The sequence below is a fragment of the Emticicia sp. SJ17W-69 genome, assembly GCF_051209875.1.
Taxonomy (GTDB): domain Bacteria; phylum Bacteroidota; class Bacteroidia; order Cytophagales; family Spirosomataceae; genus Emticicia.
Genome location: NZ_JBNTQY010000001.1, coordinates 95,755 through 109,398, shown reverse-complemented (window position 1 = coordinate 109,398; position 13,644 = coordinate 95,755). Strand labels below are relative to the sequence as shown.

Below are 13,644 nucleotides of genomic sequence, written 5' to 3'. Positions count from 1 at the left end.
ATAATATTCAATTGCATTCTTTAGTCGAAAAGTAGTAATTTCGTCTTATTAATTACAAATCACGCTAATTTTTGTCATTTGTCAATCATAAGTAATGATTTGAAAAGTATATTTTGAAAAACTGCGATTTTTGAAATCGCCCCACAAAAATTATAAATATGAACTTTTTCAAAACACTTTTTCTTTTTTCGCCCTTATTTGCTGCTGCACAAGTTGATATTCAAGCAGCCAATAAATGTCGAGAAACCAATTATCAATTTTTCCGTCAAGGACAACAGGAGCAGCAATCATCTAAAATCTATGATAAAAAAGGGAACCTTTTGAGTCAAATTGATACTTTTTCTAGTCGAAATACGGGCGATTATACCAATGAATATACTTATGAATATGATGCAAATGGTAATAATAGTCAAATCGTATATAAGTTAAACGGGCAAATAAAAAAAGTTACTAAGAAAAGCTATAATGGTTTAGGGAAATTACTGAGCGAATCTATTTCGGCAGATGGTAAAGTTTCACCATTGTCACTACTCACCACAAACGATGGAGAAAAAACACAAGTTTTTTATGCACAAGATGGCACAACTGAGTTATCAAAAGAAAAGTCGCTTTTCAATAAAGCTGGGCAATTAGTAAAAAAAGAACTTAGCTCGGCAAATGGCATTTTGATGATGTCAGAAATAAAAAGCTATGATTTGCAAGGAAATATCACTCAAAACACCCACTTTGACGCCGCTGATCAAGTAACACTTTCGACTAATTATGAATATGATGCAAAAGGAAACTTACTAAACGATAAAACTTTTCGTAATAATATTATACTTGCTGAAACAAAAAACGAGTATGATTTAGCGGGAAAGCTCATAAAAAAGACTCGCTTAAATGCCCAAAACCAAGTTGATTATCATTTCACTTATGAATATGATTTATTGGGAAATATGATCAAAGAAAATTACTTTTACAACAACCAAGTCATGAGTATTCGTACCTTTGAATATGATACAAATGGCAACAAAATAAAAGAGTCATACTTAGATAGAACAGGAAATATAAGTATGTATAAAGTTTGGGCATTTGATTGTAAATAATTGACCCTTCGTAAATCGTCAGCGGTTCGCCGCCCGTTCTAAAATCTTAAATTCTTAAAAATGGTCGCTGAAAAAATTGATTATGTAGCCGAAATTGCTCGGTTGAAGAAAGAAAAAAACGCAGTTATTTTAGTTCATTACTACCAAGTTGCTGAAATCCAAGATATTGCTGACTATATCGGTGATAGCTTAGGGCTTTCGCAACAAGCAGCAAAAACAGATGCCGACATCATTGTTTTCGCTGGTGTTCGTTTTATGGCTGAAACAGCAAAGATTCTTTCACCCAATAAGAAGGTTTTGCTTCCTGATATGAATGCAGGTTGCTCGCTTGAAGAATCAGCACCTTATGAAGAATTTAAAGCATTCAAAGCCCAGCACCCCGACCATATTGTTATTTCTTATGTCAATTGTTCGGCAGAATTAAAAACCTTGACAGATGTTGTTTGTACAAGTAGCAATGCAGTAAAAATTGTTGAGAGTTTTCCGAAAGAGCAAAAAATTATCTTTGCTCCTGATAAAAACTTGGGAGGCTACATCAATCGTGTAACGGGGCGTAATATGGTACTTTGGGACGGTGCATGTATGGTTCATGAAACTTTTTCAGGAAAAATGATCACCGACTTGAAAGCGAAACACCCTGCCGCCGAAGTAGTCGCACACCCAGAAAGCGAAGAATCAGTTTTGAAATTGGCCGACTACATTGGCTCTACCACTGGGCTTTTGAAACATGTTATTAATAGTCCACAAAAGGAATTTATTGTCGCAACTGAGTCGGGAATTTTGCATCAAATGCGTAAGTCTGCTCCCGATAAAAAGTTTTATGTTGCTCCAACTTCAAAAAATGGCCATGCGTGTAAAGCTTGTTCAGACTGTCCACACATGAAGTTGAATACAATGGAAAAGCTTTATTTGTGTTTGCGTGATGAAACACCTGAGATAATTTTGCCAAACGAAATGCTCGCCGACGCTCGTAAACCAATCGAAAGAATGTTAGATCTTTCTGCAAAGTTTGGATTATAAATAGTAAGTGATTGAGCGAATTGAATACTTTATAAAACTCATGGCATAGATTAAGATAATTATTGTTTATAATTAATTGATAAAACACGCTGAAGAATTTCCCCTTATACTCGCACGAATATTTTATGGCAAAAGCTCTTGATTTGGCCATTCAAGCTGGCGAAGCAGGAGAAATTCCAGTGGGAGCAATTGTAGTAGCGGGTGGAAGCAAAATCATAGGCAAGGGAAGTAACCAAACCGAGCAGCTCCATGACGTAACAGCTCATGCCGAAATTCTTGCAATAACTGCTGCTGCACAATTTCTTGGAGCAAAGTATTTAAAAGAGTGTACACTTTATGTCACTCTTGAACCTTGTGTGATGTGTGCTGGAGCATTACATTGGTCACAAATCGAACGAATTGTTTATGGGGCTTCTGACTTAAAACGGGGTTTTAGTAGAGTTAGTCCATCTATCCTTCACCCCAAAACTCAAGTTGTAAAAAATATCTTAGAAACAGACTGTGAAATGATTTTAAAGAATTTTTTCAAGGGTTTGCGAACATAAATTTCGTTGTTAGCGTTTAGCCTTTAGTCGTTGGTATTAATGCTAACGCTAAACTTTGTATCACATACTCAAACTTATTTCTAAAAATGGCATATACACTCGACCCGCTCCCTTACGCAAGTGATGCTTTGGAGCCACATTTCGACAAGACAACAATGGAAATTCACCATGACCGTCATCATCAAGCTTATGTAACTAACCTCAATAATGCCATCGCAGGTACTGAATTGGAAAGTTTATCTTTGAAAGAATTATTGGCAAATATCAGTAAATATCCAGCACCCGTACGTAATAATGGTGGTGGTCATTTCAACCATGATTTATTTTGGAATATTCTTTCACCAAATGGGGGAGGAGAACCTGCAAGTACGCTTGGAGCAGCTATTAATGAAACTTGGGGTTCTTTAGCAAACTTCAAAGATGAATTCAAAAAAGCGGCAATTGGTCGTTTTGGATCGGGTTGGGCATGGCTTTGTGTTGATGACCAAGAGAAATTATTTATCACTTCAACTCCTAATCAAGATAATCCTTTAATGGATGTTGCTGATAAAAAAGGCATTCCTGTATTAGGTTTAGATGTTTGGGAACATGCCTATTATCTAAAATTCCAAAACAAACGCCCTGATTATATTGATTCTTTTTGGAATATTGTTGACTGGGATGCAGTACAAAAGCGTTATTCAAATGCAAAAAGAGTTATTCCTAATGAATAGTCATAGCTAACTTATATTTGAGAGGTAAGATTTTTAAAAATCTTACCTCTTTTTGTTTCTATTTGCTATATTTTTTGCTCCTCCCTTTTACATTATTCTATTGAAGAATGAGCGTTCAATGTCAAGTTTTATGAGTATCTCAAAACTACCAATAAATAAATAAATGAATCATTAGTATTCTGTTTTAGAGGAAAATGAGTAATATTGCACTTGATTTTTGCTTTTAATCTACCAATAATAACAAAATGTTTCTTAATAAAAACAGGTTACGTTTAATAAAACAAGTTTATTTTATTTGTATTATTTTTCTTTTTGGAATAGGTGGTGTATCTGCTCAAGTTGTCGAGGACCTATCAGATGACCAAATTCAGCAGTTCATAAAACAAGCCCAAGAAAGTGGCTTGACTGAAGAACAGTTAATGATAGCCGCTGCAGCGAAAGGCTTTAGTGCGAGTGATATTACCAAATTTAAAGAAAGAATGACTCGCCTTCAATCAGATAAAAAAGGGGGAGGAAATAATGGTAATACTAATGTTGAAAGAAAATACAATGATTCTACTTCTGTTAAAGATAAAAAGCTACTAAAAAAAGATGATGATGAAAAAGAAGTAGATGATGATAGTCTTGTTATTAAAAGAAATAAATATTTTGGTTTAAATTTATTTAATAATAAAAAAGGCTCTTTTGAACCAAATTTAAGAATCCCAACACCCAAAAACTATATTTTAGGCACTGATGATGAAATAACCATTGCTATCACTGGATTTTCAACACAAACCTATAAGTCAAAAGTTTCTCCTGAAGGGACAATTCAAGTAGATATTCTTAGCCCAATTTATGTCAGTGGTCTAACAATTGAACAAGCCCGAGAACGAATTATTAATCGCCTCAAGAGTAGATTTGCAGGATTAAATAGTAATGGCGGTGGATTATATGTTGATATTACTTTAGGTAATATTCGCAGTATTTCTGTTACTGTTATCGGGCAAGCTGTTCAACCAGGAACTTTTACAGTGCCATCATTAGCCACCGTTTTTCATGTTTTGAATGCTTCAGGTGGGCCATCTGAGATTGGTTCTTTACGTAATATTGAAGTTCTTCGTAATGGAAAGATTATTAGAGTATTAGATATCTATGATTTTCTATTACGTGGAGATTTAAAAGACAATATTCTATTGCAAGACCAAGACATTATCCATATTCCTTATGTAGATACCCATATAACATTGAAGGGAGAAGTACGTAACCCCAAGATTTTTGAAATGAAGAAAGGTGAAACTTTCAAAGATATATTAGCTTTTGCTGGTGGGTTCAGTGATTTAGCTTATACTAAGTCAATTTCTTTAGAGCGAACAACTGCTATTGAAAAAAAAATTGTTACTATTGAACAAAATGAAATAGCCACTTTTACTCCGCAAAAAGGTGATATTTATACCATTGGAAAAATACTCAATCGTTTTGAAAATGTAGTTACAATCAAAGGATCTGTCTATAGAGAGGGGAATTATGAACTAGAACCTAATATGACAGTCAAACAGTTGATAAGTCGAGCTGAAGGGCTAAAACAAGATGCTTTTAAAGACCGTATTCTTATTAAGAGAGAGCGACAAAATTTAGATCCTGAAATTTTAGCATTGGATCTCAATAAAATTTTGAAAGGTGAATCAGAAGACGTCTCTTTGCGACTAAAAGACACATTATTTATCAAATCTTATAAAGATTTAAGAGAAAGACTCACTGTTTCTATTGATGGGGCTGTCAATAAAGCTGGGATATATGAATATGCAACCAATATGACTGTTGCTGACTTAGTAATTCTGGCTGGAGGGTTTTCTGATGGTGCAAGTGCAGCTAAGATAGAAATTGCAAGAAGAATAAAAGGAGATACACTTGGAATTTCAAAAGAACAGTCGATTAAAATACAATTTCTCGACATAGATAGAAATCTACAATTAAATACATCTGATAAAAAGGTGACTTTAAATCCTTTTGATAAGGTTTATGTAAGAAAGTTACCTCGTTATGAAGAACAAAAAACAGTTGCCATCAGTGGAGAAATTTTTTACCCTGGGCCATACGCTTTGCGAGATAAAACAGAAAAAATTTCTGATTTAATATTAAAAGCTGGTGGAACCCGAAGTGAAGCTGATTTGGGAAGTGCTAAATTTATCAGAGCTGGAAAAATAATTGGTGTTGATTTAACTAAAGTTTTAAATGATCGTAATGATATTAATAATTTAGTGCTTAATTCGGGAGATATATTGGATATTCCTCGAAAAAAGGAAACTGTAACTATTAATGGACAAGTATATAATCCGACAACCGTTCCTTTCGTGCCTAATTTGAAATTAAAAGATTATATTAATTTAGCTGGTGGAGCTACAGACAGTGCCTTCGTAAAAAAGACATACGTAAAATATGGCAATGGGAAATTTGATCGTACAAGGAGTTTTATAGGAATAAAAGTCTATCCTAAAATTGAAAATGGTTCAGAAATATTTGTACCTGTAAGAAGAAAGTATAAATGGACTGCCGCTGAAAGAATTGCTGTCAGTTCGGCATTGGTTTCGATAACAACAATTTTAGTAACCGTTATACGATTAGGTCAATAATTACATCAAAAATGGAAGCAGAAAGGGACATAATTAGTATTGATTTGAAGGCATTTTTCAAAATTCTTTGGAAAGAAAAAGTTCGGATAATCCTATTCATATTTATATTCACAACTTTAGGACTTGTATATGCATTTTCTTTGCGAGAAGAGTTTATTTCAAGTGGCAAAATACTCCCAGAATATCAATCAAAAACAAGTGGGCTTGGGCAATTTGCAGGTCTGGCAAGTTTGGCTGGAGTAGATTTAGGAAGTGCAGCAGCTGGTGGTGGTGATGCTATTAGACCAGATTTATACCCTGATGTTTTGAAAAGTACGCCCTTTTTCTTAGATTTATTTCAACTCAAGGTTAAAACTAAAGAAAATAAGGAAATTTTATTTAGTCAATTTTATGACCAATATGTCTTAGATAATGATATTAAAGAAGAAAATAAGAAACTTAAATTCCCCATCAATAATCAATATATTGCAGTCAGTTATCAAACTGAGAAAAATTTAAAAGACTTACGTGAAAGAATCAGTGCATCAATTGACAAAAAAACGGGATTATTGACTGTAACTGTAAAAATGCCTGACCCTATTGTATCAACACTTGTTACAAGATATAGTATGGACTACTTGACTAACTATATCACAAATTATAGAACAGAAAAAGCAAAAAAAGACTTAGATTTTCTTGCTGAGAGGTTAGATGCTGCAAAAGGCAAATATTATAACACTCAAGCCAAAAAAGCTCAATATAGCGACCAATATCAGCAATCAATGATGAAGTTACAATCAGCAGATTTACAGCGTGAGAGAATAGAATCTGAGTATAAAATCTCTTCATCTTTTTATAATACCTTATTACAAAAATACGAAGAAGCAAAATTAAAGATTCAACAAGAAACACCTGTTTTAAAAATTTTAGAACCTCCTGTAGTACCAAACAAGAAAAGTGAACCCAAGATTGCAATTATTGCAATTTTAAGCCTTTTTTTAGGTGGAATTACTGGAATTATTGTTGCCCTTTTTAGAAAGAAAAATTATCGACAAATTTTACGATAATTAAAACAAATTTTGACAGAAAATTACCATGGCGTTTACATTAAAAGATAAATCAATTCTTATCACAGGTGGTACTGGCTCTCTTGGAAAAGCCCTTACTGGACATATATTATCCAAATATCCTGAAATAAAGAAACTTATTATCTTTTCAAGAGACGAGCAGAAACAATTTCAGATGGCTCAAGAATATCCTGAAAATAAATATCCTCAGATGAGATATTTCATAGGAGATGTGAGAGATTTTGAAAGATTAAAAAGAGCATTTAAAGGTGTTGATTATGTAATCCATGCTGCTGCTATGAAACATGTCCATATTGCAGAATACAACCCTATGGAATGTGTCAAAACTAATGTTTTAGGTGCAGAAAATGTAATAAATGCCTGCTTAGAAACCGAAGTAGAACGAGTAATTGCTTTATCTACAGACAAGGCGTGTGCCCCTATTAATTTATACGGTGCTACCAAGCTAACTTCTGATAAGCTATTTGTAGCCGCTAATAATATCAAAGGTTGGAACCCTATCAAGTTTTCAGTAGTAAGATATGGAAATGTGATGGGTTCAAATGGTTCGGTTATTCCCTTTTTTATAAAAAAGAAAAAACAAGGGGTATTGCCCATTACAGACCCTAACATGACTCGTTTTAATATTTCTTTGCAAGGTGGTGTAGATATGGTGATGCACGCACTCGAACATGCTTGGGGAGGAGAAATCTTTATTCCTAAAATCCCTTCTTACCGAATTATGGATATTGCGGAAGCAATAGGACCAGAGTGTGATAAACCCACTATTGGCATCCGACCTGGCGAGAAAGTCCATGAAGAGATGATTACTGAGTCAGATTCATTTCTTACTTATGATTTAGGTAAATACTATACAATTTTACCTTCGACTCACAAATGGAAATTGGATGAGTTTATACATTTTTTCAATGCACAAAAAGTGCCGATTGGGTTCAAATATAATTCAGCCGAAAATACGGAATGGGAAACAGTTGAAAGTCTAAGAAGATTGATTAAAGAACATGTTGACTTAGATTTCGTTGTTTAAGCCCTTACTCCTATTTCATATAATCTACTGATAGCCAAATATTTATAAACAACTATTTATTTACCTAAAGCCAATTGCTTTATAAGCTATTTTACCATGAAAGGAATTATATTAGCCGGTGGGTCTGGCACACGTTTACACCCACTTACTTTGGCAGTCAGCAAACAGTTGATGCCTGTTTATGATAAGCCAATGATTTATTATCCGCTATCAATATTGATGTTAGCTGGTATTAAAGAGGTATTGATTATTTCTACACCTCATGATTTGCCTCATTTCCAAAAATTATTGGGTGACGGAACTCGAATTGGTTGTAGTTTCAGCTATGCCGAACAGCCAAGTCCCGATGGATTAGCACAGGCATTTATCATTGGTGCTGATTTTATTGGTAATGACTCGGTAGCGTTGGTTTTAGGTGACAATATTTTTTATGGTAGTGGCTTGAGTAAATTATTGCAAAATAGTACTAATCCTGATGGTGGTGTTGTATTTGCCTATCAAGTAAACGATCCTGAGCGATATGGTGTAGTAGAGTTTGATGAAAATTTAAAAGCAATTTCAATAGAAGAAAAACCTGAGCAACCCAAGTCAAGTTACGCTGTTCCTGGTTTATACTTTTATGACAATAGTGTTGTCGAAATTGCTAAGAACATTAAACCCTCTCCAAGAGGTGAGTTGGAGATTACTGATATCAATCGTGTGTATCTTGAAAAAGGAAAATTAAGTGTTGGTATAATGAATCGAGGAACTGCTTGGTTAGATACAGGTACTTTTCAATCTTTGATGCAAGCAGGTCAGTTTGTACAGGTAATAGAAGAGCGTCAAGGCTTAAAAGTAGGTTGTATTGAGGAAGTTGCTTATCGAATGGGCTTTATTGACTCCGAACAATTAAAAGAAATCGCTCGACCATTGGTAAAAAGTGGATACGGAAGATATTTGCTTAATATATAAATGACAAATACAAATTTAAGGTTTACTCTAAATTATCAATAACTCACGTTGATTTATATTGAATCAACGTGAGTCTAAATAAACTCGTTAAAATAGATTAATCACATCTTTTAAATAAAATTATGTCTTCAATCAAGTTTGGAATTGTTGGATGTGGCCGTATTGCTCAACGTCATGCTGAACATATACACAAAACAGGAATTCTTACTGCCGTTTGTGATGTTGTTCCTTCTAAAGCAGACGATTTAGCAAAAAAATATGGTGTCAAAGCTTATTATTCACTTGAAGAATTACTAACACACGAACCAACAATTGATGTTATTTCCATTTGTAGCCCTAATGGATTACATGCACAACACTCGATTGAGGCACTTCGTAAGGGGTTTCATGTATTATGTGAAAAACCCATGGCAATCAATGTACATGATTGTGGTGAAATGATAAAAGAGGCTGAAAAAGCAAATAAACGTTTATTTGTAATTAAACAAAATCGTTTTAATCCACCAATTGAGGCTGTAAAAAATGCTATTGATACTGGAAAATTAGGAAAAATATTTAGTGTACAATTGAGTTGCTTTTGGAATAGAAACGAAGACTATTATGCCAACTCATGGAAAGGATCCAAATTAATGGACGGAGGGACACTTTACACCCAATTTAGCCATTTTATAGATCTTTTATATTGGATGATTGGTGATGTAAGGAACGTTTACTCTTTTAATAATAACTATGCCCATCAAGGAATCATTGAATTTGATGATACAGGTGTTGCCATATTAGAGTTTTATAATGGTGCAATAGGTACTGTCAATTACACCGTAAACAGTTACCAAAAAAATATGGAAGGGTCTCTCACTATTTTTGGTGAAAAAGGAACCGTAAAAATTGGTGGACAATATCTGAACGAATTGGAATATCAAAATATCGACAATTTCAAAATTGAAAACCTTGCAGAAGGCAATAAACCCAATAATTATGGCACTTATTTTGGGTCAATGTCAAATCACGATAAAATTTATGCAAATGTTATAGACGTATTATTAAATAATGCTTCTATTTCAACAAATGCTTTTGAAGGCTTAAAAACAGTAGAAATTATTGACAAAATATATAATGCAGCAGCCCGTGAGTCCAAAAATTCTTGAGATAGGAATAAAAGACGTTGTATTTGGTGAAAATATTACTGTTATTAATCCGTGTAATATCTACGGATGTGAAATCGGAGATAATACCTTTATTGGCCCTTTTGTAGAGATACAAAAAAATGTCAAAATTGGTAGTAGCTGTAAAATACAGTCTCATACTTTTATTTGTGAATTAGTTACGATTGGTAATGACTGTTTTATTGGACACGGTGTCATGTTTATTAATGACTTATTTTCAGAAGGGGGGCCTGCAAGGGGTGATAAAACAAAATGGAAGTCAACGTCAATAGGGAATAATGTTTCAATTGGAAGTAATGCCACTATCCTACCAATTTCTATCTGTGATAATACAGTAATTGGTGCAGGTGCTGTGGTAACAAAAGATATTACCGAACCTGGTGTTTATATAGGAAATCCCGCTAAAAAACTTTAAAAAATTGCAAATAAAAAAATTCTTCTCAGCAAATAATATACAATCGTTTAAGGTTCTTTTCTATGAAAAGAGGTTAGGACGTACCATATTATTGGATGCACTATCCAAAGGATTACCTTATTTATTTTTGCCTCTTTTTTTAAAACTAATGCCGCTTACTGAATATGGACTATATACTTTTATCATTTACATCATAACAACAGGAGCTTATGTCTTTCAGTTTGGTTTTGAAACAGCTAAATCTAAGTTATATTTTATATACGATGCCCGTGAACGTGGGCGTATGCTTTTCAGCATGAATTTTTTTTTGGGATTACTCTTTCTTGCGATAGTTATCATCGATTTAAAATTTAAAATTATTTCTACACATCTACTGAATATGCCTCTCCAAGAAGGCTTTAGTTTTGAATTCTCTATTTTGTCTCTAATATTAATAAATGCGGTGATCACTTTGTTGATGAAACATTTAACTCTAACCAATAAAGTCTTAACCTATCAAATTTGGAACACTATTAAAATTTTTTTTGTAAACGCTTTCGTAATACTGATAGCCTATTTTTTATTCAACTCAACTATCAATGCGGCTCAAAGAATTTTTTATGAAGCTCTTTTTAGTTTAATTATAATCTTACCTCTATATATCTACTTTTACTCAAATCATTTTGAGTTTAAACTTGACTTTAAAATTATGAGTCGGGTGTTTGAATTGGGTACACCAATGATGATTGGGGGAATTATTGCGATAGCTTATAACATATCTGATAAGTATTTTATTCAAAAATTTATTGATTATAGTGCATTGGCTACGTATAATTTAACCTTATTTTTGATAATGCCTATTGGTTTATTATTTACATCTTTTTTCGATTCTTATTGGGTGCCAAAGTTTTTTAATGATAATAAAAAGCAAATTAATATTGATGAAACCAATAAAGTAACTCTCAACTTATCCTTTGTTTTATTATTGATGTTACCCGTTTTTTTGATTTTAATTTATTTCTATCTAAAATTAACGAATAACCCAGTCCAACTTCATTCAATAGTATGGATATTCGTCATTATCTATCTTTCTAAATCTTTCGATATTTTTACACAGTTTTATAATAATTTTTTTATTGTAACAGAAAAAACATACCAAGCAACATTACTAAATTTTATCATTAGTGTTTTTATTATCGTATTTAATTGGGTGCTAATTCCGAAAATTGGAATAATTGGGGCAGCTATAGTATTAATGTTATCATCTTTGGTTAAATTTATGCTCTTTTTTATTAATGCTCATAAAATCGCTGCTAAAGGCTTAATTTCATGATTACCATTATTGATTATAATACATGTAATGTTGGGTCTATCCAAAATATGCTCCGTAAACTGGGATATGACTCTCTGATTACCAATAAAATAGAAGATGTAAACAAGGCTGAAAAGTTAATATTACCTGGTGTAGGAGCATTTGACAAAGGAATGCAAAATTTGAAATCATTAGGTCTAATACCAGTTTTAAATCAAAAAGTTCAAAATGGAACCCCTATTTTGGGTATTTGCCTTGGCTATCAATTACTATCTAAAAATAGTGAGGAAGGTGGCATCGAACCTGGATTGGGATGGATAGATGCTGAAACCATCAAATTTAGGTTTGATAACACCAATATTAGAATTCCACACATGGGATGGAATACACTACAAAACACCCAAAAAGCAACACTTTTCAAAGGAATTTCAGATGATCATCGCTTTTATTTTGTACATTCATATTTTGTAAAATGTAATGACCCAAATATAAAAGCGGCCGATACTGACTATGGTGGAAATTTCACTTCAGCAATCGAAAAAGACAATATTTTTGGTGTGCAATTTCATCCCGAAAAAAGCCATAAGCACGGTATGGTTGTATTAAAAAATTTTGCAGAATATAAAAACTAAAAATTTTAATGAATATCCCTTTTGTTGACTTAAAAGCACAATACCAATCTATAAAAAAAGATATTGATGATGCTATTGCTTCAGTTATAGAAGAAACAGCCTTTATCAAAGGAAAATATGTTCAACAATTTGAAAAACAATTCGCTGAACTTTATGGTGTAAAACATTGCATTGGTGTAGCCAATGGAACTGACGCTATTTATATAATATTGAAGATGTTGGGTATCAAAGACAGTGATGAGGTTATTACTGTTGCCAACAGTTGGATATCAACTTCTGAAACCATTTCTCAAACAGGAGCAAAACCTGTATTCATTGATGTTGACGAATATTTTACGATTGATGCCTCAAAAATAGAAAATAAAATAACCAATCGTACGAAAGCCATTATTCCTGTTCATTTATATGGGCAAATGGCAGAAATGGATAAAATACAAGAAATTTGTAAAAAGCATAATTTACACTTAATTGAAGACTGTGCACAGTCACATTTTTCGGAATATAAAGGGACAAGAGCAGGCTTATTTGGTATCGCTTCTACTTTCAGTTTTTTCCCGGGGAAAAATTTAGGAGCCTATGGGGATGCAGGATGTATTCTTACTAATGATGATGCCTTGGCTGAGAAATGCAGAATGTATTCTACGCATGGAGCATTGGTAAAACATACTCATTTAATGGAAGGTATTAATAGTAGATTAGATGGCTTACAAGCAGGAATACTATCAGCCAAATTACCTTACATTTTGCAATGGACGGCAGAGCGTAACAATAAAGCAGAGATGTATAACAAATATTTATCTGGTATTAAAGGTATTGAATTACCTAAAATCCGTTCAAATACCAAGCATAGCTATCATCTTTATGTCATTAAAGCCGAACAAAGAGATGAATTAAGGCTTTTTTTGCAAAAAAATGGTATTGCATGTGAAATTCATTACCCAACACCGCTACCTTTTATGCCTGCTTATGACTATTTACAGATTGATAGAAATGATTTTAGGGTAGTTGCTGAGAACCAAAAAACGATACTTTCACTCCCTATTTATCCTGAACTGACTGAAGAGCAAATACAATATATCGCTCAAAACATAAAAAACTTTTACATTAATTCTTAGAAGTA

At 33.1% G+C, this 13,644-nt stretch carries 13 protein-coding genes; all 13 read left to right on the top strand.

The window, feature by feature from the left end:
* Positions 1 to 158 precede the first annotated feature (158 nt).
* The 13 genes from ACQUQZ_RS00445 to ACQUQZ_RS00385 all read left to right on the top strand — a co-directional run bounded on the left by ACQUQZ_RS00445 (position 159) and on the right by ACQUQZ_RS00385 (position 13,639).
* Entirely contained in the window at positions 159 to 1,088 is a 930-nt protein-coding gene (locus tag ACQUQZ_RS00445; protein ID WP_435352583.1) for a hypothetical protein, read from the top strand.
* A 60-nt stretch (positions 1,089 to 1,148) separates the two neighbouring features.
* Complete coding sequence (gene nadA, locus ACQUQZ_RS00440) at positions 1,149 to 2,108, top strand: quinolinate synthase NadA (RefSeq protein ID WP_435352581.1); 960 nt, start codon at positions 1,149 to 1,151, stop codon at positions 2,106 to 2,108.
* Between the two features lie 89 nt (positions 2,109 to 2,197).
* Positions 2,198 to 2,653: a nucleoside deaminase gene (locus tag ACQUQZ_RS00435; RefSeq protein ID WP_435357624.1), complete on the top strand. Its 456-nt coding sequence runs from the start codon at positions 2,198 to 2,200 to the stop codon at positions 2,651 to 2,653.
* A gap of 86 nt (positions 2,654 to 2,739) precedes the next feature.
* Complete coding sequence (locus ACQUQZ_RS00430) at positions 2,740 to 3,366, top strand: superoxide dismutase (protein ID WP_435352579.1); 627 nt, start codon at positions 2,740 to 2,742, stop codon at positions 3,364 to 3,366.
* A gap of 245 nt (positions 3,367 to 3,611) precedes the next feature.
* Positions 3,612 to 5,978: an SLBB domain-containing protein gene (locus ACQUQZ_RS00425; protein ID WP_435352578.1), complete on the top strand. Its 2,367-nt coding sequence runs from the start codon at positions 3,612 to 3,614 to the stop codon at positions 5,976 to 5,978.
* 11 nt (positions 5,979 to 5,989) lie between these two features.
* Complete coding sequence (locus ACQUQZ_RS00420) at positions 5,990 to 7,024, top strand: Wzz/FepE/Etk N-terminal domain-containing protein (protein ID WP_435352577.1); 1,035 nt, start codon at positions 5,990 to 5,992, stop codon at positions 7,022 to 7,024.
* A gap of 28 nt (positions 7,025 to 7,052) precedes the next feature.
* A complete protein-coding gene (gene pseB / locus ACQUQZ_RS00415; protein ID WP_435352576.1) occupies positions 7,053 to 8,072 on the top strand; it encodes a UDP-N-acetylglucosamine 4,6-dehydratase (inverting) in 1,020 nt (339 codons plus the stop codon).
* A gap of 96 nt (positions 8,073 to 8,168) precedes the next feature.
* A complete protein-coding gene (gene rfbA, locus ACQUQZ_RS00410) occupies positions 8,169 to 9,023 on the top strand; it encodes a glucose-1-phosphate thymidylyltransferase RfbA (protein WP_435352575.1) in 855 nt (284 codons plus the stop codon).
* A gap of 122 nt (positions 9,024 to 9,145) precedes the next feature.
* Positions 9,146 to 10,168: a Gfo/Idh/MocA family protein gene (locus ACQUQZ_RS00405; RefSeq protein ID WP_435352573.1), complete on the top strand. Its 1,023-nt coding sequence runs from the start codon at positions 9,146 to 9,148 to the stop codon at positions 10,166 to 10,168.
* Complete coding sequence (locus ACQUQZ_RS00400; protein WP_435352571.1) at positions 10,149 to 10,601, top strand: acyltransferase; 453 nt, start codon at positions 10,149 to 10,151, stop codon at positions 10,599 to 10,601. Before ACQUQZ_RS00405 ends, ACQUQZ_RS00400 begins: the two co-directional genes overlap by 20 nt.
* A gap of 4 nt (positions 10,602 to 10,605) precedes the next feature.
* Positions 10,606 to 11,913 carry a lipopolysaccharide biosynthesis protein gene (locus tag ACQUQZ_RS00395; protein ID WP_435352569.1) on the top strand — a complete coding sequence of 436 codons (1,308 nt, stop codon included), beginning with the start codon at positions 10,606 to 10,608 and terminating at the stop codon, positions 11,911 to 11,913.
* Positions 11,910 to 12,524, top strand: coding sequence for an imidazole glycerol phosphate synthase subunit HisH (hisH, locus tag ACQUQZ_RS00390; protein ID WP_435352567.1), 615 nt, complete (start codon positions 11,910 to 11,912; stop codon positions 12,522 to 12,524). Before ACQUQZ_RS00395 ends, hisH begins: the two co-directional genes overlap by 4 nt.
* An 8-nt stretch (positions 12,525 to 12,532) precedes the next feature.
* Positions 12,533 to 13,639, top strand: a complete 1,107-nt coding sequence (locus ACQUQZ_RS00385; RefSeq protein ID WP_435352565.1) for a DegT/DnrJ/EryC1/StrS family aminotransferase — start codon at positions 12,533 to 12,535, stop codon at positions 13,637 to 13,639.
* Positions 13,640 to 13,644: the final 5 nt, after the last annotated feature.